Genomic DNA, 21,924 nt, shown 5'->3' on the forward strand with positions numbered 1-21,924 from the left:
TAGTACTGATGCGTTAAAAATTTGAATTAAATAAATCCAATTGCTCTTTGACATTTTGTTTTGAATTGACTTGAAATTCGGTAAGCAGTTCTCTTATCGGAGTTTTGTCAAACGCTGATATTCCCAAGATTTGCATAATCTCATAAATAGAGAGCGTGCTTTTGAGCGAATGCTTTACATATGCGACTATCAGGTATGTGCAGATAGCTATCCAAATATGGGTTTTGACAGCATTTGGCGAATGCCCCCAAAGCTTTTTGATGGTCAGATTTTGTTTTATCCACTTGTAAAAAGTCTCCACTTGCCATCTGTTCTTATACAAATAAGCGACTTCCATTGCGGATACGTCGAAATCGTTGGTCAGAAAAACAAGTTCATTTTCTTTTTCTTGATCGTAAAATTCGACTAATCTCAATTTCTCAGGATAGAGCTTCTTGGACTTTGCAACAGTAAGCATAATTGTTTTATCGGCTCTTAGCCCTGTGGTTTCGTCTATGTTGTAATTTTGCTCAATCACATCATATTTTAATGTTGATTTTGCTCTTGTAACAAAGAAGGATCCACATTTGTGCATACGATACAACGCTTCAAAATCAACGTACGCTTTATCCATAAGATAAATAGCCTCAGGTATGGGGACTATCTCATCAAGCGCATTACTGTCATGATACTTCCCGTCGGTAATGAGGATAAAAGTCGGAATACTGCCTCGCAAATCAATCAAAGTATGAACTTTGACAGCTCCTTTGCTGTATTTCCCCTCAGCCCATGTCAGAAGATTGATACTACAGGAAATCGTTGTTGAATCCAGTGCAAAGATGTCGTTATCAATATCTATGTTAGGAATAGGTGAATCCATGTAAAGCGGGCGAACTAATTTTATAAGAAAATCTCCAAAGTCGGCAAAAATTCGCCAGTCTCGACTCTCATTGGCTCGTGAAATGGTTGATTGATTTACATGTTGCTTTATTCCTAAATGGTAAAGCTTGCGTTTATGGGCTTTTAGACAAAGACAAATATCCCGTAAGGAGTTCAAAGAAGTAAGTTGTCCGAAAAATAACTGTACAAACTGATTCCAACAGTTGAAGTCTCGGACACGATAGTCACCATTATAGCGTTTGACGCATTTAGCAAACTCATATCTGTCAACAAACTCTAATAGCTGAGAGAAAACATACTTGCCTGAATTCATAACCTTGCAATTTGTAAGGATGCAAAGCTATGGTCAATTCAAATCAAAAAATCAAAAACCGCTTGTATCTTATATATAATCAACCTATTACGGTTGAAATTGAAAAATTAACGCATCAGTAGTAATGTAGTATCTTAAAATTCAACACATTAATAGAAAAGCAGAACTCAACAAACAACAAAAAATTATGAAAAAGAACATTTTGATTTTATTTATGTTTTTAGCTGTTACGACGCTAAAAGCACAGGTCGGAGTAAACACAGAAAACCCTCAGGGAATCTTCCACATCGACGGACAAAGAGACACGAGTGGAAACACGAACATATCGGATGATGTGGTGGTGGATACGCAAGGCAGGGTTGGTGTAGGCACAAACAGTCCCCAGACTAAAGTTGACATCAGGGCAGCAAGTGAAGGTGCAGGTTTCCGCTTGCAGGACGGTTCGCAGGGAAACGGAAAAGTGCTAACCACAGATGGCAACGGCAACGGAACATGGAGAGAGCCGGGTGTAGCATATGCAAGATTAGGGAATATACCTAATAATCCCACTACAAATCCTGTACTTGATGTAACAAATTCTGATACTCACATAGCGTATTCGGGAATGAATATCACGTTAGAACCTGGCGATTATCAATTAAATTTCACTGTTTGGGTAACGCCAGCAGGAGATGCTGTTATGGGATCAACAATGAACCCTCGTTTTGCATCAGTCTTTTTCTCTACTTCTCCTACAGAGAATATCCCCCCTGCTTATCTGACTCCGATAAAATCGGTTCTTATTCCAAGATTATACAATGCCGGAACTTTGGTTCCTGACTATTACGGATCGGGAGCTATACCTATAAGAATAACCACAGAGACAACCCTTTATCTTTGGTATTACGTAGATGAAAGAAACTGGGACGGACCTGATAAAAGGGTAACATCTTATAATCAATTAATTGGATCGTACGGTCCCTATGTTCAACTGTTTGCCGTCCCATTCTATATTCAGTAGATTTTTATAAATGTTTTTCTGTCCGGTTATGGAATTTTATTCAATATTCACTCTATAAGGAAAAAGACATAAAATTGTTTAATCTACTAAATCGGAAAATCATGGCACAAATAGCAACAAACAACGGAAACAAGAGAGGAAAGAAAGGTAAATTCAACAAATCGCCTCTGAGAGTAGACTTCACTCCTATGGTGGATATGAACATGTTGCTGATAACTTTCTTTATGTTTTGCACCACATTGTCGAAACCTCAGATGATGGATATAGTGATGCCGACAAAATTGCCGGGAAAAACTGTTGCACCGCAATCCCGATCAACAACCTTGATTTTAGGAGAGAATGACAAAGTCTATTATTTCTTTGGCGAGGCAAACTATAACGATCCCGATTTCTTGAACAAAGTGATGGTAACCGACTATTCTGCCGAAGGTTTGAGGGCGATGTTGCTTGAAAAGAATACCGAAGTGGTGCAGATGGTTAAAGACCTGAGTACCAAAAAATATTACAAGCAAATTTCGGACGAAGAATTTCAGGCGGAAAAAGAAAAGATAAACAAATCGGACAAAAGCCAGACCGTTATCATAAAACCATCCGATAAATCGGCGTATAAGAACCTGATAGATGTGTTGGACGAAGTTCGTATATGCAGCATCAACAAATATGCGGTGGTTGACTATACCCCTCAAGATGACGATTTGATCAAACTGTTGAACGACAACGCAAAAATGGCTCAGGCAAAATAACAACTTTTTTCAACTGCTAATTCCCGTACCGTTTATTTTCCCGTAGAGGAGAATAAATAGTTCGGGAATTTTTATATATCTTTGCGTTCTCTAATTACTCCAAAAAACTAAAGAATTAGAATAGACCCTTATTCAAAACTATTATTTTTTATTAAATCGATGGATTACAATACGCAGTTGAAAAAACTGGCTCTTCCCGAATATGGGAGGAATATACAAAATATGGTGGATTTTTGTCTGACAATTGAAGACAGAAACGAGCGGAAACGTTGTGCAAACACGATTATCAATATAATGGGGAATATGTTTCCTCATTTGCGCGATGTGAACGACTTTAAGCACATCTTGTGGGATCATCTGGCCGTGATGGCCGATTTCAAACTCGACATAGATTATCCGTACGAAATTATCAAAAAAGAAGATCTTTTCTCAAAACCCGGGAAAGTAGATTATAGCCGTCCCGATATGGAATACCGGCACTATGGCAAGGTGTTGGAAAAAATGATACGACTAGCCGCCGATTATCCCGAAGGAGACGAAAAAGAGCAGTTTGTATGGCTGGTTGCAAACCACATGAAGAAATCTTATGTTCAGTGGAATAAGGAAGTTGAAGATGGCAAGATATTTCAAGATTTGTACGAATTGTCGAATCGCAAAATAGATAAGCGCAATTCGGATATGAAGCTGACCGATATCAAAGACCTGATAAGGAATAATCAGAAGAAAAATAATAATCAGAAGAAAAAGTAAGGTCAAAGGCCTTTATTTAATTAGTAGATGATTCATTCAGAGGAAGTTTTCAAGATCGGAAAGTTTGTAAAGCCTCACGGTATTAAGGGGGAGATTGCAATGCATTTCGACAACGATATTTTCGATCGCACCGATTGCCCTTACCTCGTTTGCCTGATCGACGGAATCTTTGTTCCGTTTTTCATCGACGAATATCGTTTTAAAGGTTCAGAAACCGCACTTTTTTTACTGTCGGATATAAATTCGGAGGAAAAAGCCAAGCGATTGTCGGGGAAAGAAGTATATTTTCCTCGTAAATACTATGAAAATGAAGAGGAAAACGTCGATTATTCGTGGAACTACTTTATTGGGTTCACGGTGGAAGATAAGAAGCTGGGAAAATTAGGCTCTATCGTTGCTGTTGACGATTCCACTCTCAATACATTGTTTATGATAGAACCGGAAGGTGAAGACGAAAGTATAATCATACCTGCTACTGAAGACTTCGTTGCAGGAGTGGATGATAAGAAGAAAATATTGTATGTAGAACTTCCCGAGGGACTTATCTGATTTATTTTATTCTATCTACTCAGACTTTTGCTTTGGAAAGGTTTGTCCGATTACGAATTTTCACTATCTTTGTATACTAATTAGCAATGAGATATAGCCTCTGTCACTCGGTAAGTGACAGAGGTTTGTTTTTTCGGAGTTGTCTGGGCGAATCACCCAGTATCTTGTGGCAAAACTCATTAAAATGAGAAAGCGTGGCGAACTTGTTGTCAGTTGAGATTTGTTTCAGGCTCTTGTCGGTATAGAATAATTCGTAATATACCATATCCGCCCGCCTCTTTCTGAGCCAGTTGTAAGCCGACATACCGAAGGCTTTACGGAATCGTTTGTTGAATCCCGAATAACTGAAATTCATCTGTTCGGCTAATAGTCTTACATTTAGATTGTTGTGAGATAATTTACGCACCTGTTCCGAAAAATAGAAATCATTTGTCTGATGTAACCGGAAGAAACCGCTCAACTCTATATCAGAATATGACATCTTCATAATACATACTAATTCTCTGATTTTCAGTATATGTAAATCATCGTCGTTTATCCTGCTTTCCTTATATATCCGTAACGATTGGACATAGGTATGCAGCGTACTGTTCATCTGCAGGTAATGTGTATTCGGTTTTGCTCCGTGTATACTACTGATATTCAGTTCATCTAAACAATAATCTTTTCCTGTTTTTATTACAATAACAGAACTTTTTTCCAGAGCTTTTGCCGACAAGCTATCTCCCGCAGGCAGGAAAAACATCTTCGATTCGGATATTATCAAAGGGTTTTGCATACTGCAAAAAGTGATATTCAATTTACCTTGGGTAAGCATAACAATTCTGCTTTCATCCTCTCTCGTTTGCCATTGAAAATCTTGTTCAAAGGTCAGGAATTGTATCAAAGAACTTTCTTTTTCATCATAATGCCTCATTTCCGTTAGCATGTTTAAGTGTTTGTTTTTGAGCGTGTTTAACTAATGTTTAACTGGATTTTTTTATAATATTTTTCAATAAGAATTTATAAGCTGTTGTTGTTTAAATGTTTAGAGCAATATATGCGGTCGGATAAATCATCAGGATTTTTGCCTGTTTAACTAGTGTTTCACTTTTGGAAATACCTGAATTTATACTGCGCTCATAATCAGCAAAGTAGAAATGTTAAATTGAACTGTCCGTCACTTACCGAGTGACAGAGATGTATTTATCAAACAATCAGACATTTAACACAACAAACAACATTAAAAAATTATGAAAAAGATCTTATTATTTTTACCCCTATTTTTCGCCTGTAATATCGCTTACGGGCAAGTTGGAGTCAATACGGAGACGCCGAGTGCAACGATGCACGTAACCCCCACCAAAACAGACGCCACAACAGCCGAAGGTATCATTGCCCCCAACCTGACAAGGGCACAACTGATAAGTAAAGACGCCCGATATACAGCATTGCAAAAAGGAAGTATAGTGTATGTCACAGATCTGTCGGGAACAACGACCACCAAAACGGCAAAGGTAACCAGCGTTGGTTACTATTATTTCGATGGTTCTGTCTGGCAACAGTTTGTTAACAATGTGCCCACTACCGAGCCGTGGTACGTACAAGGAGGGATAACCCAAGCCACAGGCAACGCACAGAATATCTTTCAGAGTGGAAATGTGGCTATCGGTTCAAATACATCGAGCGGTTATAAATTGCAGGTGACAGGTACTTCTAACGTAACGGGCAATGCTCGTGTGGGAGGTAACTCAACGGTTGTAGGTAATGAATATGTAACAGGTAATGTGGGGGTTGGCACCACCTCCCCTACGGCAAAAGTGCATATCAACACAACAACGCAAGGCGGAGGATTTCGGTTAGTGGATGGTTCGCAAGGTACAGGAAAAGTGTTAACCGACAATGGCAACGGTTATGGAACATGGAAAGTGCCGGGTGTGGCGTATGCAAAATTAGGTAATATTCCAACTACTGTTACAAAACTTGTTCTTGATACAACACATGATAGTTTGCATGTAGCCTATTCAGGAATGAATATAACACTAGATCCCGGGGAATATCAAATAAATTTTACAGTTTGGGCTGTGCCATATGGAAGTAATGTAGTAGGAAAAGGTTTTGCATCGGTGTTTTTTTCAACTTCTGATACAGAAATTAAGCCACCAACCTATTTATCACCCATAAAATCAGTTATTATTCCCGGATTATATAATCTAGCAACTAACAAAGATTATTATGGTTCGGGAGCAATACCAGTAGAAGTAAATACAACTACAACTATTTATCTTTGGATTTATATGAGTTCTAGCAACTGGGTAGATGGATCTGTTAAACAAATTAAGTCTCTAAATAAGCTTCGCGGATCATATGGGCCTTATACACAGTTATATGCCATACCATTTTACGTTGAGTAAGCAGATAAGATATAGCATGGTAAATAAAAAGAGTTGTTCTATTTGAACAACTCTTTTTTGTTATTGTTAATAAACATAAAGAGAACTAAATTATGAATATAAGATACAATATTATTATTCCGGCTATTATTATTTCTTTCTTGTCGTGTGGCAACAATGATAGTTTTTTGCCCGAGGTGGAGGTAGAGAATGTTGAAATGGAAAATATTCCCACATACGGAGAATATGACGGGCAAATTGATGCTTATAGCAATGTGGAAATCCATGCTCGTGTTGAAGGTTTTTTGCAAAGAATAACATTCACCGAAGGTCAGAAAGTGAAGAGAGGCGAACCCTTGTTTTATATAGACAATGAGATGTATAAAGCCAAGGTTGAAAGGGCAAAGGCACAACTTCAAAAAGACGAAGCCCAGCAAAACAAAGCTGCACGCGATTTGGAAAGAATTCGTCCGTTGTATGAGCAAAATGCAGCAAGCGAACTGGATGTGGATAACGCAACGGCTGCGCTGAATGTGGCTAGAGCGAATGTGGCAATGAGCAAGGCCGACCTGAAACAAGCCGAAATGCAGCTCAGTTATACTGTCATATATTCGCCTATTTCGGGTTATATAGGCGAACGGCATGTCGACATAGGCTCTCTTGTAGGTGGTGCAAATACTTTGCTGGCATCGGTTATAAACAGAGACACGGTTACGGTTTATTTCAATATGACGTCGTTGGAATACTTGAATAGTGAACGGCGAAATGTGCATTTAGGCAGGCAGGATACAACACGTTCCTGGCAGCCGATGGTTACGGTTACGCTGGCAGACAATACGGAGTATGGAGAAAAAGGTATTGTTGATTTTGCTTCACCGCAGATCGATCCTGAAACCGGAACTTTCAGGGTGAGGGCTACTTTGCCAAACCCGAATCAAGACCTTTTGCCGGGGCAAAAGACTAAGGTGAAGTTGTTGATGAACATGCAGGAAGATATTGTTTGGATCCCGTCAGGCGCCGTTATGACCGAAGACGGAGAATCATTTGTATATGTGGTTAACGATGAAGATATTATCGAAATAAGAAAAATAGAAACCGGAAAAATGAGAGGCGATAAAGTACGGGTAATAAGTGGTTTGAACAATAACCAGAAAGTTGTGATTCACAGTGTTGACAATCTGGATATAAGAGAGGGCGGAAGAGTGAAACCGCATCTGAGGAAGAAAAAATGAATTGTATATAAATGTAATGAAGATATTTAACTATATATATTTTTTTATAGTAGCTTGTGTGATAATCTTGCTTTCATCCTGTAAGTTGGGGCAAAAATACGTTAAGCCGGAAATGGAAGGTATGCCCGAGTCTTTCGAAAAGATGGAACTTATGGATGGATCGGCTGCCGATATCGGCTGGAGTAACTTGTATGATGACTCTTTGCTTATTATACTTATTGATAAGGCTCTTGACAATAATAAAGACATACTCATAGCAACTGCCCGGGTGAAAGAAATGATGTTTAGAAAAAGAATATCGTATGCCGATATATTTCCTGAGGTAGGTGCAAATTTGACGGCAAAGGATGAGAAAGTGAATCCGAGCGGAACCGATCCGTCTATTGATGTTAAGCTGACCGCCGCTTGGGAAATTGATATCTGGGGAAAATTGCGTTGGCAAAACGAAGCGGATATTGCTCTCTTCATACAAAGTGTAGAGGCCAGGAAAGCACTGCAATTGTCTGTTGTGGCACAGGTGGCACAAACATATTTCGAACTGAAGACTTTAGACAGGGAACTAACCATTGTAGAGCAAACAATCACCGCCCGTAAAGAATCGGTTCGCCTGACTAAATTGAGGTTTGATGCGGGATTGACATCCGAAACTCCATACAGGCAAAGTTTGGTCGAATTGGGCAGGGCGGAGACATTGGTTCCCGAGTTAAACAACAGGATTACACTGAAACAGAACGAATTGGCTGTTCTCACAGGAGAATTTCCTTCTACATACATTTCTCGGACAACGGAAGTTAGCAGCCGCCAGATACCGCCCATGTTGCCTGTGAATATGCCGTCCGAATTGCTGAAACGCCGTCCTGATGTTATGATTGCAGAGCAACAACTAAAAAAGGCAAATGCCGACGTTGGCGTGGCATATACAAGCATGTTTCCCCAATTGAATATTACCGGAGAATATGGGTTTGAAAATTCTGATTTGAGTGGTTTTCTAAAAAATCCATATTGGTATATTGGGGGAAGCCTGGTTGGCCCGATATTCAATTGGGGGAAAAATAAAGCTAACCATAATGCGGCAAAAGCTGTTTACGAGCAAGAAGTGTATAATTATCAGAAAACAATACTGAATGTTTTCAGGGAGGTGAATAATGCCATAACATCGTATTTCAGAACGCAAAAGAAAAGAGAAACAGCAATGACTCTTTACGATTCTGCCAAGTATAATCATAGTCTCACCCGTTTGCAATATATGAATGGTATAGTCAGTTTCATTGACGTATTGGATGCTCAGCGTCAGTTGTTTGATGCCGAAATTTCGCTGAATACGTCTATCCTCAACGAGCAGACTGCGATAGTGTATTTGTATAAAGTTTTGGGTGGAGGTATCGTGAGGTAAAGAGGGACTGTTCCTAAAAAACGCACAGGTTCAATTAGACAGAATAATCTATCATTCCGTGAGATAACAACAAGAGGCATCCGAAATCGGATGCCTCTTGTGTTTATTGATATATCTTATTATTTCTTGTAGTAAGAGACAGTATAAGATCTTACTTCTCTATCATCCGCTGTACTTTTCAATGATTTTCTGCTGTTTTTTCTTTTTGCAGAAGCTGCAATCTTTTTGTCACCCAGAGTTTCATACGTTTCTGTTAAAACAAAAGATACAGGATAATTGTCGTTGTTATAAACATATTCATAGGTCGATTTTGATGTGCTATATTTCACGCCCTCAAAATAGCCAATGGTTTCTTCGGTTAATGGGTTATTGCCAACAGATAATCCTAATTCGTCAAACAGAAGATAAATAAACCATTGTGGAGTGTTTACATTTCTGAAGATACCTGCATTTGTATCATATTTTAGAGTAGAATTGTATTTAATTGTACCATAATTTTCTTTTCTTTCAATTTTGGATAAGTTTTTTCCTGAGTAAGAATATTTAGCATAATCTGCATCTCCTTCATCACCCCACGCTGTTATTTGACCTTTTCCGTTTATAGTAAATTCATAAGAATAAGAATCATGCTCTCTAGTTACAATTACTTTATTCCCCTCGTATTTATAATAATTAGTGTAAGTTTCAGTGTAAGTCTGACCTCCTTCGGAGTATGAATATTCATATACTAATTTTTCAATTTTTCCATCCTTTCCATACACTACAGTATATTTACCATCACCATCATCCCATCCGGTTAAGCGGCTGTTTTCATCGTAGCTGAGAATGATTGGATCATTGTCATAACCATCTATATAGGTTATACTTTTGGGAAGGTACGAAGTGTTGAATTTGTTGCTGTCATCATCGTCATCGTCGTCACTACAAGAAAAAAATGATGCGCAAAGCGCTGTCACTACAGCAAGTGTAAGAACTCTGTAAAGTTTCATAAATTAAAAATTAATGTTAATAATATCGTAATAAAGTTTTTGTTTGTGCATTAAACCGATATTATAAAAAATGGAGATTATTTATAGAGTCGATGTTTAATCGGATGCAAATATAGTTAATTTTTATAGAAATAGAAATAGTAAAAAGATCTATCATTTTGTGAGATAACAACAAGAGGCATCCGAAATCGGATGCCTCTTGTGTTTATTGATATATCTTATTATTTCTTGTAGTAAGAGACAGTATAAGATCTTACTTCTCTATCATCCGCTGTACTTTTCAATGATTTTCTGCTGTTTTTTCTTTTTGCAGAAGCTGCAATCTTTTTGTCACCCAGAGTTTCATACGTTTCTGTTAAAACAAAAGATATAGGATAATTGTCGTTGTTATAAACATATTCATAGGTTGATTTTGATGTGCTGTATTTCACGTCCTCAAAATAGCCTGTGCCCTCCTTGGTTAATGGGTTATTTCCTACAGATAATCCTAATTCGTCAAACTGAAGATAAATAAACCATTGTGGAGTGTTTACATTTCTGAATATTCCTGCTTTTGTATCATATTTTAGAGTAGAATTGTATTTAATTGTACCATAATCTTCTTTTTCTTTACTTTCAATTTTGGATAAGTTTTTTCCTGAGTAAGAATATTTAGCATAATCTCCATCTTCATCTTCATCCCACGCAGTTATTTGACCTTTTCCGTTTATAGTAAATCCATAAGAGTCAGAATCATGCTCTCTAGTTATAATTACTTTATTCCCCTCGTATTTATAATAATTAGTGTAAGTTTCAGTGTAAGTCTGACCTCCTTCGGAGTATGAATATTCATATACTAATTTTTCAATTTTTCCATCCTTTCCATACACTACAGTATATTTACCATCACCATCATCCCATCCGGTTAAGCGGCTGTTTTCATCGTAGCTGAGAATGATTGGATCATTGTCATAACCATCTATATAGGTTATACTTTTGGGAAGGTACGAAGTGTTGAATTTGTTGCTGTCATCATCGTCATCGTCGTCACTACAAGAAAAAAATGATGCGCAAAGCGCTGTCACTACAGCAAGTGTAAGAACTCTGTAAAGTTTCATAAATTAAAAATTAATGTTAATAATATAGTAATAAAGTTTTTGTTTGTGCATTAAACCGATATTATAAAAAATGGAGATTATCTATAGAGTCGATGTTTAATCGGATGCAAATATAGTTAATTTTTTAATAATAAGAGCATAAATTTAACTTTTGTCACATCACATTCAAAACCTGCTCTTTTATCTGCTCCAACTCGTCTTTCATGCGAACCACAACCTTCTGCATTTCGGCATGATTAGATTTAGATCCCATCGTATTTATCTCCCGCCCCATTTCCTGAGCAATGAAACCGAGCTTCTTTCCTTGCCCTTTTCCTTCGTTTATGGTTTCGAGAAAATAGTTTAAGTGATTTGTCAGGCGTGATTTTTCTTCGTTTATATCTAATTTTTCGATATAATATATCATTTCTTGCTCGAAACGGTTTTTATCATAATCGAAGTTTTCTATCTTTTGCAAAGCCTCAACAATACGTTCTTTTACTTTTTCAATTCTTTCAGACTCATATTGTTCTATTTCGACAAGAAGGGCACGTATATTGGCTATTTTTTCTGAAAACAATTTTGTCAGCATATCGCCCTCCTGCATCCTGAAAGAAGTTATCTGCTCCAACGCCTTGTTCACGGTATTTGCCACAACCGACCATTCTTCTTCGTCCAGCTCCTGAACTTCATACTTCAAAACATCGGGCAAGCGAAGCAATACCTGAAACCAATCTTGAGGGACTTCTATACCCAGATTATCGGCCGAACTTTTTATCTGGTTATAATATCCTTCCAGTATGTTCTGATTGATTTGCGACGATGTTTCCTTTCCTATATTTTCTATAAATATCAGAAAATCGACCTTTCCTCGTTCCATTTTTTGCGACAAAAGGTTGCGTATCGACATTTCTTTCTCCTTATAAATATTGGGCATGCGCACCGACAAATCGAGCTGCTTGCTGTTCAACGATTTTATTTCAACTGTTATCTTTTTTTGTTTCAGTTCGGCAGTTGCTTTGCCGAATCCTGTCATCGATTGTATCATAGTTTTTGTTTTACTTTTGTGCAAAAATACAACAATTTATTGCTTTCCTGTTATCAAAACACATTGAAATCATAAATAAGGCAAAAGACTCTCATTATGAAGGATGTGTAGCGGATAGCTTTACACGTAAAAGTATTTCATTAACTCGTAGTGCATTTAGAAAATAAAAGATAATTAACTGAAACATAATACATATTTACATTGTCATTGAGTCGCCTTCGCTCCTCGAACGTTGTTTCTGAGTAAAACGAAGGATCTGGATTGAAAATACATAGATTTTTCACTTCGTTCAAAATGACAAAACCAATATAAGTCTTATAATAAATGAGTTAACATCAAAGCCTTAAATGCACTACAGGTTTCATTAAAGAAAAACCAGAGGGACGAATCCCCCTGATTATTACACTTTCTGTCATTGTCTCTTGTCTTTAAAATTCTTTACCATCTTAGAAAATATTTTCTCCTGTTTCCGTTTCTCATGCACAGAAGTCGTATAATGCCATGCTTCCCGACGAAGTTTCAGGTAGTTCTCGTATACACCACGATCTATTTTGCCTGCCTCAACAGCCTCGATTACGGCACACCCCTTTTCGTTGACATGCTGACAATCACTAAATCGACATTCACCCTCATAGTCTGATATGTCTAAAATTTCAGACAGATTGTCGGCATTGTCATTGGTAACACCAAACAGCTTTATTCCCGGAGTATCAATCAATATGCCGGAGTTTGGTATCAGTACCATTTCTCTGCGGGTTGAAGTATGTTTGCCTTTGCCTGTCGAATCACTGATTGAGCCAGTCTGCAAAACCTGTTGCTTGCAAAGAGCATTGATCAATGTGCTTTTGCCAACACCCGACATACCCGTAAGCACAATAGTTTCGCCCGATGAAATAAACATTCGAAGATTATCAATACTTTCTACCGACTCCATACTCGTATAGAAAACAGGCATTTGCCGTGAAATATGTTTCAAATCCTTTTCTATTGCCTCTCGGTTGAAGCCTAAATCTGTTTTTGTTAAGATCAATACGGGTTTAATGCCTTCGTCTGCGGTTTGCAACATAAAACGCTCAATACGGCGAACATTAAAGTTCTCATCCAAACTTTGTACGATAAAGGCTTTATCGACAAAAGAGGCGATTGCCTGCTTCTCCGATACAGTTCCGCTTTTCAGCCGGTAAAGTGTCTTTTGTCGAGGTAGCAGGTCTAGGATAATGCCTTTGTCCGTATCAACGGGTTGAAAAATAATCCAATCGCCCGTACACGGATATTCAGACGATTCTTTTCCGTAGAGCATATTCCCGGCAAGTTCGCAGGTGTAAAACCCCGATTCGGCAACTACCTCGTAACAGGTTTTATGAGTAACCGTTACCCGCCCGTGTATGAGGTCTTTGTAGTTAGAGTTTTGTTTTTGTTGGAATAATTTTTCATTCCAACCATATGATTGTAAGTCATTCATTGTTTTGAAATTTTAGAAGAGAAGGCGTCAAAAGTTCTTTTCATCCCTACCCTGCCCTGAAAGGCATGGCTTATTATACAAAGATGTCACTTTTGGCTCATCCTCAAATGTATTTTACATACATGCGAAAACACTGCGATGCTTTCGTCATCACATGCAGAAAAAAAATAAAATTATTATAAATAGGAAATTACTCTCGAAAAGGCTTATCCGAGAGCAAAAGAAAGGACAATCTGTATAAGAAACACAGATTGTTTACTAAACCAAATCCGACTTAACTGTTTTTGTCATAGACTACAAAGATAAACATTTTTCCATCACGACAAAGAGGGCGTGTCCTTAAAAAAATGTTCCGTAAACGAGACCGGATATTGTTGCCATGATGATGACCAAAGATACATAGACAATGGTCTTTTGTGTACCCATAACACCTCGTATAACGAGCATATTTGGCAGTGAAAGCGAAGGACCGGCAAGAAGCAGAGCCAATGCAGGGCCTTTTCCCATACCCGAAGCAAGCAATCCTTGAACGATAGGTACTTCAGTGAGAGTGGCAAAGTACATAAAAGCTCCCGTAAAACTGGCGAAAAAATTAGATAGAAGAGTGTTTCCGCCAACCGCCCACTCAATCCATTCATTAGGTATCACTCCCGCAATTGCAATATTGTCGTGGGTAGAACCAAGCAGAAACCCTGCCGTTACCACACCGATAGCCAAAAGCGGCATAATCTGTTTGGCAAACCCCCATGCCGACAGTGTCCACTCTCTGTTTTCGGGGTCACGTTTATCCAACAATGTCATAATCGACAGTGAAGCGATGCCAACTACCATGGGTACGAGCGGAACCAATTTCGGGTTCAAGATAAAAAGATTGGCCAATACTGCCGAACTTGCTGTAACTACAACACCCCCTACAACCCACAGCCATTTAATTTTCAGAATGGCAATAAGCGAATAGGCTAGCATAAGAGCCAACATTCCTGTGATATACCATTTAGAGGTAAATACATAGAACCATATACTTGAGGTATCATTAGCAGCCGGAGCACCCCAGTTTGCAAAGACAAGGATCAATACTAAAGTGAAGAAATGAAACATTGTTTGCGACATCGGACGTTTAGCCGGAGGAACTACTATATTCATTTGTTCTTCCTTTCTTCACCTTTTCTTCTTTGCGGTAGATAAATGCCATTATCAAACCAATGACAACAGAAAAGAGAACTGCACCTATCATACGCGCCACGCCCATTTCTGTTCCAAGAATACGCCACGTAAGAATGATGGAAAGTATGCTGATTGCAGGGCCGGAATAAAGGAACGCAATAGCAGGCCCCAACCCTGCCCCACGCTTATAGATACTTGTAAACAGGGGCAATATCGTACAAGAACATACTGCCAATATAGCACCCGAAACGGCTGCAACCGTATAGGACAGCCATTTTTTTGCATTGGCTCCGAAGTATTTCAATACCGCACCCTGACTGATAAAGACGGCTATCACCCCGGCTATGAAAAAGGCTGGAAGAAGGCACATAACAACGTGTTCTTGTGCATACCATTTCGACAAATCGAGCGTAGCATCAATCGCTGTCATAAACCGCTCACTTCCTAAGGGCAAAAGAAATACAGCCATAAAGACAGCAACCATCCAAAACAGTATTTTCAACTCTTTTTTAGTTTCCATTTTTGGTTTTATTATATTCCTAACAACTTACAGATTTCGCTTTCGGAAGGAACATGGCCTTTGATCTTCACTTCGCCATCTACGACAATTCCGGGCAAGGTCATCACATTATATTTCATGATTTCCATAATATCTTCCTGTTTGGAGAGGTTTATGTCCAGATTGTTTTCTTCAATCACTTTCTTTACTGTTTCGTAGGTTGTTTTACATTTGGCACAACCTGTACCTAATACGATAATTTCCATACACTTGATATATTAAAATTGTTTCTAAACACTTACCCGTAGTGCATTTAGAAAATAAAAGATAACTAACAGAAATATAATACATATTTGCATTGTCATTGAGTCGCCTTCGCTCCTCGAACGTTGTTTCTGAGTAAAACGAAGGATCTGAATTGAAAACACACAGTTTTTTCACTTCGTTCAAAATGACAAAACCGGTATGAATCTTATAATAAATGAGTTAACATCAAAGTCGTAAATGCACTACGGGTTTTAAAGTTGTATTTTCCTGTTCGCAGTTCGTAATTCAACGAATATATAAAGCAAAAAAACAGCGATTAACAGCCTGTTTTTGAAGCGGTGACACTTTCTATAAATCCACCTAATAATTTTTCAACCGAAGACCAATTTTCTCTATTTATACAGTATTTAACCGTTGGAGGCACAATCTCTCCCTGTATTAATCCCGCATCTTTCAATTCGTTTAAATGCTGAGATAAGGTACTTTTGGCAATAGGTAGCAGCTCCGACATATCCCCGTGAAAACAACATGTCTGATTGGCTAGCATCTGAAGTATCGCAACCCGTATGGGATGCCCCATTGCTTTAGCAAAACGCGCTATCTGTTCCTGTTCTTTTGTAAGTTCTTGTTTTTGCATTGCTTTATTATTTTCAGTTCGTAAATATACGAATAGATTTTCAATTCGCAAAATTACGAATGACTTATAAAATGTAAGGGGTATATAACAATAAAAAAAGCACCTACAAATCAAATTTGCAAGTGCTTTTTTCAAGTAGCGGGACCGAGAATTGAACTCGGGACCTCATGATTATGAATCATGCGCTCTAACCATCTGAGCTATCCCGCCATGCCTTATTAGCGAGTGCAAAAATGTGTTGTTACACATGTAGTTACATGATTTGTCAAATAAACAGTTACACTCCTATTACTAATGTGTTTTTCTTTGGTTTACACGTTGGTTTACACAAATTGTTTTGTTAATAATTATTTTAATTCTCTTTATTCTAGTAACAATAAGTCATATTTCAGACTTGCTGTTTTCATTTTATCGGCTGCGAATGAAGTTGTATTTCACACTTTGGACAGATAGCCATATAATTCTCATTTTTCAAATCCGAACTTTTGTAATGAATCCATATTGCTTCATTTTCACATTGAGGGCAACAATAATCAAAACTCCCGTGCGGTGGTGGAACAATATTATTTTTGCATTTTGCAATATCTTCCCATGTTTGTTCTGAATCTAGTTCGTCAATTTCGCAATCGTCAATATTATTTTCTTCTGTATGGCTATTAATAACTGTTTCACTAGTTCCCTTTATAACAAAGTTCTCTATTGTAAGCGATTTGTTTTCTGAAAACAAAATCAATCCTCTGAAAAATTGTACCCCACCTATAATAATAGCCCCACCATATATAAAAAAGGTTCTTTTCTTATTTAGTAATTCAGGAGAGAATATAATTCCCAAAAGTACTAGAAGTATTCCAAACAAGCCAATTATAGCACCTATTGTCATTGTCTTTTGCGCATTCTTTTTATCTCTCTCTTTTATTCGGTTAAAAACATCATTTACAATACTTAAGGCTTCCTTTTCGCTCAAACATTTTTCATCAATTAATATCTTAACAATATCATTGAATGGTACTCTTTCATCTATTAACAAATGGATAACATATTGATATAGTGACCTATTTTCTTCTTGCATAATTATTTAATTACCAATTTCGTTTTAAATTTACTCTCTGTATTATCAAATTGATTTGTATTAATAGCTTCAATATTAATATGCCCTTTCATTGATTTATTAATATAGCCAACAAAAGAAAGTTCAATGCTAGGACAGCAATTTGCATCATCATTCAGATAAATACTTGAATTTCCAGACATTACAATAATTCCTTTGTCATTTCTAATACTATCAATCTGAAACCATTGATATTCTCTATTAGATAACTGCTTTCTATAATCTCTAATCGCCGTTTCAACTTTACTAATACAAGTATTATCAATTATATAGCTATTTTTACTAGAAATAACCGAAATATATAACGGTGGGTGTGCAGATGCTCCATTTCCATTTACACAATCAATCGGATTTATTTTGAAAATAACATCTTGTTTTCCATCTAGATTTATATCCACCATACAGGTATCAATATCAGAGTTGAACTTTTCTGACAAATTAGGCAAAGCATATCTTAAACTGTCTGTTTCCCATTTGTCGCCATATTTATTTATAAATTCTTCTGCATTGCTTAAACAACTTTCAACAAAATAACCTTTCTTTATTTCCTGTTTTCTCCATTGGTTAAATACTTCTTTTACGTTGTTCCAATCGGATAAATCAAACATAGAATTATTATTTTCTTTCTTGCTAGAAGTATTACAGGCAGAACAAAGGATAATTATAAATATACCGATTCGAATTTTCATTCTATTTTGTTCATTAAAAAGGTAAATCATTAATACAGTTGGCGCAAAGACTATTACCAATCAAAACTTCATCTGAAAATTTTAGTTCTGTTAGTTCCGTACAGTTTGAAAACGCTTCATATCCAATAGAAAGAACACTTTCGGGAATTGTAACATTCCCTAATTTGCCACAATCAGCAAAAGCATAGCATCCAATAGCAATTACTCCTGTCTGAATATCAACGTTTAGCAATTCAGTACAATTGGCAAAGGCATTACATCCAATCGAAATTACATTGCTTGGGATTGTAATACTTATCAACTCAATACAACTTTGAAAAGCACTAGTCCCAATTGATTTAACAGCATTACCAATAACTATATTTGTCAATCCTGTACAATAAAAAAAAGCGTTGTTTTCAATGCTTGTAACATTATTAGGAATAACTAGATTTGTTAAATTCTTACAACTAAAAAAGGCTCTTTCTCCAATTGAGACAACAGTATCAGAAAGAGTTACATTTATTAGATTATAGCAATTAGAGAAAGCACTTGCACAAATATCTGTTACTCCATCTGGAATATCATAGTTATTTGATTTCGCATTTGGGTACACAATCAGTAAGGTTTTTTCTTTATTAAAAAGAACTCCGTCTATTGTGGAATAATACGAATTTTCATTTGAAACTATGAACTTTTTCAATCTAGTGCAATTACTAAAAGCAGACACACCGATATAAGTAACTGTTTTAGGAATTGCAACATTTGTTAATTCCACACAATGACAAAATGCGTCTTTTCCAATATAAGTTACACCCTCTGGAATTGTTATGTATGATAATTTTTCTGAATTAAGAAAAGCATAACTTTCAATGAATACACATTCTTTAGCTATGGTATATTCTGTCAATTCTGGATTTCCTTTTATCAGAACTTTTTTATCAATACTATATATTACACCGTATTCGTCTATCCATTCATTATTATTCATATTTTGCGTTATGTTTTCCATGTTCATAATTTACGTATTAAAGGACAAAATCAAATCTTTCTTTATTATTGAAATTTAATTTGTTCTTGTAGGTTTTTTATTTATAAATCTATTTTTCAAATAAATACAATTCATTGATAGTGTTTTTATTACGAGGAGTAAAAGTTATATATTCTTTTGTTATAGTTAAAATATACTGCTTTGGCGGTATATGTTCAAATCCTGTTATTTGCTTTTTCTCAACAAAAAAGTGAAATATATTTCCTAGTTCATTGTCATAAGTATTTTTACTGCTAGCAACACTATATACCCCATTTATATCATCATCTTTTCGCTCTGCTATAATTTCTAACGTTTCGTCAGAATCAAGATAAAAAGACACTTTATATGTATAAGAGCGTTGGTCATCATAAACATAAACACTTTTTGTTGTAAGCCTTAAGGCATCTTGGGAATATGACATTATTGAAATAGAACACAATATGAATATAAAGATTAATTTTTTCATTTTACTTTTTTAATAGATTTCCAATGCTTGACTTTTTATTGATATAATTTTACTTCCTTGCGGAACGGATACTTTAGAGTGTGCTTGAAAATAATGTTCCTTTGTTTCTTTTGTTACTCCTATTGATCCATAAGTATTTTCATTAATATATCCTGTCTTCGTTTCATAAAAATACTTATAGGATACTTCATCTATGGTATAATCAGTATCATTAAAGAGGGTATCAGTCCCCAGATAAGAGCCCTTTTTAATGTACACATACTTTGCTATATTATTTTTTATATTTTGTATTTTCAACTCTTGTTCTTCAATTGCTCTTTTTTTTGCAATAGCTTCGTGTTCTTTGGCTCTTTCAATATCTTCTTTTGTTTGTCTTTTATAAATAACGGGCTCTCCTAGTTGCTCAAATAAACCAAATGCTTTTAATGTATTTTCGTCAATTATAACCAAACTATCTATGTCAAACTCAGGATATATTTCATTCGAGTTCGATGTCCTATTCAAATTAAAAAAATCATTCTCTCTAAATTGTAATTTAGGGTTACTGAAAGTAGAATAAATTATATCATAAGATATTTTTACAGTAAGCGGATAGGAATATGTCGCTTTGTAAACAGAATCTCCTTTACTATAAATTCCAAATGAAATTGTGTTGCCGTTTTCATTCATAAAAGTAGAATTTGACAAAGATTCGAGAATTTCAGTATTCTTATTACATGAAATACAAAAGGAAGATATAAAGACGAGTAAATATATTTTTGTTTTCATAAATCTCAGATTATTACTATTGATTTCACAGATTAAAATAGATTGTACTGTATGCGCCTATTTGTGCATAATAAACATCATTTCTACTATCATAATAAATAGTAGCATACGGAGAAAGATATGTATATCTTGTTGCAGATTGACCAAAATAAGTTTGTTTTGGCACTATTCGATAAGCTATTACACAATCTTTTGCTTGTGTTTGGTATGATAAAAGACCATTTCTTGTTGGAGCACTACCCACTTTTGCAATTTTAATCATAACTTTCTGTGTTGAAACTTGACCAAGATATTCGGTTTGCATAGTTGCAGAGACTGTTACTACTTCTGACAAAATTTCGTTTTGCCCTTGTACTACTAGGCAAAGAAATAAGAATAAAATAGGAATGATTACTTTTTTCTTCATATCTGTTTGTATTAGTTCTGTCTTTCCGTTCCCTTGAAAAACAATTGTATAAAACAAGAAAGTGCAGGAACGTTAAGTCTAATCTGTCTCAGGAGTATCGCCAAACACTCGTTACACGGATAAACAACGCCCTGCACTCTTATTTATATATAAATCAATCATATACAAACAGAACGCAAGTGTTAGTTGTCTATTAATCTCGTGTAACATTGGAAAATTGGCGATTCTCTGAAACAAGAATAATATCTTAAACACTTTCGTTTAAATAAAAAGTCCTTCCATTAACTAACTCTTTAGCCAAATGGAATTATTGCAAATGTACGAAATTCATTGAATTAATAAATGCAATTCAAAATTTAAACTTTCAATCTAGAACATATCTATTATACAACCTCTTAACGGCTGTTATATCGAAATTGCAACCTCGCCTTGTCCTGAATCCATTTTGATTCAATTGCTTTACAATCTCGCTCCATTTAGAGCCACCTTTTCGCATCATGGTTATAAGCGTACTTGCTTTTTTATTGGCTTCATTCGACAAAGCATTTTCTTTTCTCGTTGCACAACCTTTTGAAATATTCTCTAGGGTTAAACCGTTATTTTTTGGATTGCCTAACTTTACGCCTTGTTTCTTTTTCTCTGCCAGAGCCTGTTTTGTTCGTTGGCTGATTAGTAAGGCTTCATTTTCAGCAATAGCACTAATAATATGAATTGTTAAACGGTTTGCAGTCGGCATATCACAGCAAACAAAATCAATATTTGATGCTTGTAAAGAAGTAATAAAATTTAAGTTCCTTGCAAGCCTATCTAACTTTGCAACTAGTAAAGTAGCATTATTGATTTTGCAACATTCTAGAGCCTTGTTTAATTGTGGTCTGTTTGCGCTTTTCCCTGTTTCTATTTCGGTAAATTCCGCAATGACAATACTATTCTTAATGTAGTTTTCTACAATGGTCTTTTGTGCTTCCAATCCTAGACCGCTTGCACCTTGTTTCTTGGTTGAAACTCTGTAATAAATAACATATTTCATAACTTTTTCTTTACTAGTAAAAAGTAGCATAACAATAACGAACGTTATTAAAATGCCACTATTGATTAATTG

General features: G+C 36.2%; 24 protein-coding genes and 1 tRNA gene. 7 read left to right on the top strand and 18 right to left on the bottom strand.

Features of this window, described 5'->3' with window-relative positions; genetic code table 11:
* Nucleotides 1-13: 13 nt before the first annotated feature.
* Complete coding sequence (locus D0T56_RS06445) at nucleotides 14-1,192, bottom strand: IS4 family transposase (RefSeq protein WP_163319316.1); 1,179 nt, start codon at nucleotides 1,190-1,192, stop codon at nucleotides 14-16.
* Nucleotides 1,193-1,379: 187 nt separating this feature from the next.
* Here D0T56_RS06445 and D0T56_RS06450 point away from each other — a divergent pair, with 187 nt between their 5' ends.
* The 4 genes from D0T56_RS06450 to rimM all read left to right on the top strand — a co-directional run bounded on the left by D0T56_RS06450 (nucleotide 1,380) and on the right by rimM (nucleotide 4,234).
* Nucleotides 1,380-2,192 carry a hypothetical protein gene (locus D0T56_RS06450; RefSeq protein WP_163319317.1) on the top strand — a complete coding sequence of 271 codons (813 nt, stop codon included), beginning with the start codon at nucleotides 1,380-1,382 and terminating at the stop codon, nucleotides 2,190-2,192.
* Nucleotides 2,193-2,293: 101 nt separating this feature from the next.
* A complete protein-coding gene (locus D0T56_RS06455; RefSeq protein ID WP_163319318.1) occupies nucleotides 2,294-2,935 on the top strand; it encodes a biopolymer transporter ExbD in 642 nt (213 codons plus the stop codon).
* A 159-nt stretch (nucleotides 2,936-3,094) separates the two neighbouring features.
* A complete protein-coding gene (locus tag D0T56_RS06460; protein WP_163319319.1) occupies nucleotides 3,095-3,685 on the top strand; it encodes a DUF4290 domain-containing protein in 591 nt (196 codons plus the stop codon).
* 27 nt (nucleotides 3,686-3,712) lie between these two features.
* Entirely contained in the window at nucleotides 3,713-4,234 is a 522-nt protein-coding gene (rimM, locus tag D0T56_RS06465) for a ribosome maturation factor RimM (protein WP_163319320.1), read from the top strand.
* A 103-nt stretch (nucleotides 4,235-4,337) separates the two neighbouring features.
* On the opposite strand, the gene D0T56_RS06470 is transcribed toward rimM, so the two are convergent.
* Nucleotides 4,338-5,150, bottom strand: coding sequence for a helix-turn-helix domain-containing protein (locus D0T56_RS06470; RefSeq protein ID WP_163319321.1), 813 nt, complete (start codon nucleotides 5,148-5,150; stop codon nucleotides 4,338-4,340).
* A 316-nt stretch (nucleotides 5,151-5,466) separates the two neighbouring features.
* On the opposite strand from D0T56_RS06470, the gene D0T56_RS06475 reads away from it, so the two are divergent.
* From D0T56_RS06475 to D0T56_RS06485, 3 genes are all read left to right on the top strand, one after another.
* Complete coding sequence (locus D0T56_RS06475) at nucleotides 5,467-6,627, top strand: hypothetical protein (RefSeq protein WP_163319322.1); 1,161 nt, start codon at nucleotides 5,467-5,469, stop codon at nucleotides 6,625-6,627.
* 92 nt (nucleotides 6,628-6,719) lie between these two features.
* Nucleotides 6,720-7,838 (top strand): efflux RND transporter periplasmic adaptor subunit, encoded by a 1,119-nt coding sequence (locus D0T56_RS06480; protein WP_163319323.1) that lies wholly within the window; start codon nucleotides 6,720-6,722, stop codon nucleotides 7,836-7,838.
* A 16-nt stretch (nucleotides 7,839-7,854) separates the two neighbouring features.
* Entirely contained in the window at nucleotides 7,855-9,231 is a 1,377-nt protein-coding gene (locus tag D0T56_RS06485; protein ID WP_163319324.1) for a TolC family protein, read from the top strand.
* Nucleotides 9,232-9,350: 119 nt separating this feature from the next.
* Here the strand turns inward: D0T56_RS06485 and D0T56_RS06490 are convergent, their stop codons facing one another.
* The 16 genes from D0T56_RS06490 to D0T56_RS06560 all read right to left on the bottom strand — a co-directional run bounded on the left by D0T56_RS06490 (nucleotide 9,351) and on the right by D0T56_RS06560 (nucleotide 21,852).
* A complete protein-coding gene (locus D0T56_RS06490) occupies nucleotides 9,351-10,220 on the bottom strand; it encodes a hypothetical protein (RefSeq protein WP_163319325.1) in 870 nt (289 codons plus the stop codon).
* Nucleotides 10,221-10,441: 221 nt separating this feature from the next.
* Entirely contained in the window at nucleotides 10,442-11,317 is an 876-nt protein-coding gene (locus D0T56_RS06495; RefSeq protein WP_163319326.1) for a hypothetical protein, read from the bottom strand.
* A 154-nt stretch (nucleotides 11,318-11,471) separates the two neighbouring features.
* Nucleotides 11,472-12,344, bottom strand: coding sequence for a YicC/YloC family endoribonuclease (locus D0T56_RS06500; RefSeq protein ID WP_163319327.1), 873 nt, complete (start codon nucleotides 12,342-12,344; stop codon nucleotides 11,472-11,474).
* Between the two features lie 412 nt (nucleotides 12,345-12,756).
* Nucleotides 12,757-13,806 carry a ribosome small subunit-dependent GTPase A gene (rsgA, locus tag D0T56_RS06505; RefSeq protein ID WP_163319328.1) on the bottom strand — a complete coding sequence of 350 codons (1,050 nt, stop codon included), beginning with the start codon at nucleotides 13,804-13,806 and terminating at the stop codon, nucleotides 12,757-12,759.
* Nucleotides 13,807-14,145: 339 nt separating this feature from the next.
* Nucleotides 14,146-14,949, bottom strand: a complete 804-nt coding sequence (locus D0T56_RS16720) for a permease (RefSeq protein ID WP_255491083.1) — start codon at nucleotides 14,947-14,949, stop codon at nucleotides 14,146-14,148.
* Entirely contained in the window at nucleotides 14,924-15,490 is a 567-nt protein-coding gene (locus D0T56_RS16725) for a permease (protein ID WP_255491084.1), read from the bottom strand. The genes D0T56_RS16720 and D0T56_RS16725 overlap by 26 nt, the downstream gene beginning before the upstream one ends.
* A gap of 11 nt (nucleotides 15,491-15,501) precedes the next feature.
* Nucleotides 15,502-15,735, bottom strand: coding sequence for a thioredoxin family protein (locus D0T56_RS06515; RefSeq protein WP_163319329.1), 234 nt, complete (start codon nucleotides 15,733-15,735; stop codon nucleotides 15,502-15,504).
* A gap of 317 nt (nucleotides 15,736-16,052) precedes the next feature.
* Entirely contained in the window at nucleotides 16,053-16,373 is a 321-nt protein-coding gene (locus D0T56_RS06520; protein ID WP_163319330.1) for a helix-turn-helix transcriptional regulator, read from the bottom strand.
* 136 nt (nucleotides 16,374-16,509) lie between these two features.
* A tRNA-Met gene (locus D0T56_RS06525) sits at nucleotides 16,510-16,583 on the bottom strand.
* Nucleotides 16,584-16,776: 193 nt separating this feature from the next.
* The gene (locus D0T56_RS06530; protein ID WP_163319331.1) at nucleotides 16,777-17,442 is read right to left on the bottom strand and encodes a hypothetical protein; all 666 of its coding nucleotides are present in this window, start codon (nucleotides 17,440-17,442) and stop codon (nucleotides 16,777-16,779) included.
* Nucleotides 17,443-17,444: 2 nt separating this feature from the next.
* On the bottom strand, nucleotides 17,445-18,170 hold the full coding sequence (locus tag D0T56_RS06535; protein WP_163319332.1) for a hypothetical protein: 726 nt from the start codon (nucleotides 18,168-18,170) through the stop codon (nucleotides 17,445-17,447).
* A 13-nt stretch (nucleotides 18,171-18,183) separates the two neighbouring features.
* Nucleotides 18,184-19,140 carry a leucine-rich repeat domain-containing protein gene (locus D0T56_RS06540; RefSeq protein ID WP_163319333.1) on the bottom strand — a complete coding sequence of 319 codons (957 nt, stop codon included), beginning with the start codon at nucleotides 19,138-19,140 and terminating at the stop codon, nucleotides 18,184-18,186.
* Nucleotides 19,141-19,249: 109 nt separating this feature from the next.
* The gene (locus tag D0T56_RS06545) at nucleotides 19,250-19,648 is read right to left on the bottom strand and encodes a hypothetical protein (RefSeq protein ID WP_163319334.1); all 399 of its coding nucleotides are present in this window, start codon (nucleotides 19,646-19,648) and stop codon (nucleotides 19,250-19,252) included.
* 9 nt (nucleotides 19,649-19,657) lie between these two features.
* Entirely contained in the window at nucleotides 19,658-20,317 is a 660-nt protein-coding gene (locus D0T56_RS06550) for a hypothetical protein (RefSeq protein ID WP_163319335.1), read from the bottom strand.
* Nucleotides 20,318-20,441: 124 nt separating this feature from the next.
* The gene (locus tag D0T56_RS06555; protein ID WP_163319336.1) at nucleotides 20,442-20,822 is read right to left on the bottom strand and encodes a hypothetical protein; all 381 of its coding nucleotides are present in this window, start codon (nucleotides 20,820-20,822) and stop codon (nucleotides 20,442-20,444) included.
* Nucleotides 20,823-21,186: 364 nt separating this feature from the next.
* Nucleotides 21,187-21,852 carry a recombinase family protein gene (locus D0T56_RS06560; RefSeq protein ID WP_163319337.1) on the bottom strand — a complete coding sequence of 222 codons (666 nt, stop codon included), beginning with the start codon at nucleotides 21,850-21,852 and terminating at the stop codon, nucleotides 21,187-21,189.
* Nucleotides 21,853-21,924: the final 72 nt, after the last annotated feature.

Source organism: Dysgonomonas sp. 520 (assembly GCF_010501095.1).
Lineage (GTDB): Bacteria > Bacteroidota > Bacteroidia > Bacteroidales > Dysgonomonadaceae > QVMP01.

Excerpts from the sequence above, each read along its gene's own strand:
- D0T56_RS06445 (WP_163319316.1), bottom strand. The coding sequence starts at position 1,192 with ATGAATTCAGGCAAGTATGTTTTCTCTCAGCTATTAGAGTTTGTTGAC.
- D0T56_RS06450 (WP_163319317.1), top strand. The coding sequence starts at position 1,380 with ATGAAAAAGAACATTTTGATTTTATTTATGTTTTTAGCTGTTACGACG.
- D0T56_RS06455 (WP_163319318.1), top strand. The coding sequence starts at position 2,294 with ATGGCACAAATAGCAACAAACAACGGAAACAAGAGAGGAAAGAAAGGT.
- D0T56_RS06460 (WP_163319319.1), top strand. The coding sequence starts at position 3,095 with ATGGATTACAATACGCAGTTGAAAAAACTGGCTCTTCCCGAATATGGG.
- rimM (WP_163319320.1), top strand. The coding sequence starts at position 3,713 with ATGATTCATTCAGAGGAAGTTTTCAAGATCGGAAAGTTTGTAAAGCCT.
- D0T56_RS06470 (WP_163319321.1), bottom strand. The coding sequence starts at position 5,150 with ATGAGGCATTATGATGAAAAAGAAAGTTCTTTGATACAATTCCTGACC.
- D0T56_RS06475 (WP_163319322.1), top strand. The coding sequence starts at position 5,467 with ATGAAAAAGATCTTATTATTTTTACCCCTATTTTTCGCCTGTAATATC.
- D0T56_RS06480 (WP_163319323.1), top strand. The coding sequence starts at position 6,720 with ATGAATATAAGATACAATATTATTATTCCGGCTATTATTATTTCTTTC.
- D0T56_RS06485 (WP_163319324.1), top strand. The coding sequence starts at position 7,855 with ATGAAGATATTTAACTATATATATTTTTTTATAGTAGCTTGTGTGATA.
- D0T56_RS06490 (WP_163319325.1), bottom strand. The coding sequence starts at position 10,220 with ATGAAACTTTACAGAGTTCTTACACTTGCTGTAGTGACAGCGCTTTGC.
- D0T56_RS06495 (WP_163319326.1), bottom strand. The coding sequence starts at position 11,317 with ATGAAACTTTACAGAGTTCTTACACTTGCTGTAGTGACAGCGCTTTGC.
- D0T56_RS06500 (WP_163319327.1), bottom strand. The coding sequence starts at position 12,344 with ATGATACAATCGATGACAGGATTCGGCAAAGCAACTGCCGAACTGAAA.
- rsgA (WP_163319328.1), bottom strand. The coding sequence starts at position 13,806 with ATGAATGACTTACAATCATATGGTTGGAATGAAAAATTATTCCAACAA.
- D0T56_RS16720 (WP_255491083.1), bottom strand. The coding sequence starts at position 14,949 with ATGAATATAGTAGTTCCTCCGGCTAAACGTCCGATGTCGCAAACAATG.
- D0T56_RS16725 (WP_255491084.1), bottom strand. The coding sequence starts at position 15,490 with ATGGAAACTAAAAAAGAGTTGAAAATACTGTTTTGGATGGTTGCTGTC.
- D0T56_RS06515 (WP_163319329.1), bottom strand. The coding sequence starts at position 15,735 with ATGGAAATTATCGTATTAGGTACAGGTTGTGCCAAATGTAAAACAACC.
- D0T56_RS06520 (WP_163319330.1), bottom strand. The coding sequence starts at position 16,373 with ATGCAAAAACAAGAACTTACAAAAGAACAGGAACAGATAGCGCGTTTT.
- D0T56_RS06530 (WP_163319331.1), bottom strand. The coding sequence starts at position 17,442 with ATGCAAGAAGAAAATAGGTCACTATATCAATATGTTATCCATTTGTTA.
- D0T56_RS06535 (WP_163319332.1), bottom strand. The coding sequence starts at position 18,170 with ATGAAAATTCGAATCGGTATATTTATAATTATCCTTTGTTCTGCCTGT.
- D0T56_RS06540 (WP_163319333.1), bottom strand. The coding sequence starts at position 19,140 with ATGAATAATAATGAATGGATAGACGAATACGGTGTAATATATAGTATT.
- D0T56_RS06545 (WP_163319334.1), bottom strand. The coding sequence starts at position 19,648 with ATGAAAAAATTAATCTTTATATTCATATTGTGTTCTATTTCAATAATG.
- D0T56_RS06550 (WP_163319335.1), bottom strand. The coding sequence starts at position 20,317 with ATGAATGAAAACGGCAACACAATTTCATTTGGAATTTATAGTAAAGGA.
- D0T56_RS06555 (WP_163319336.1), bottom strand. The coding sequence starts at position 20,822 with ATGAAGAAAAAAGTAATCATTCCTATTTTATTCTTATTTCTTTGCCTA.
- D0T56_RS06560 (WP_163319337.1), bottom strand. The coding sequence starts at position 21,852 with ATGAAATATGTTATTTATTACAGAGTTTCAACCAAGAAACAAGGTGCA.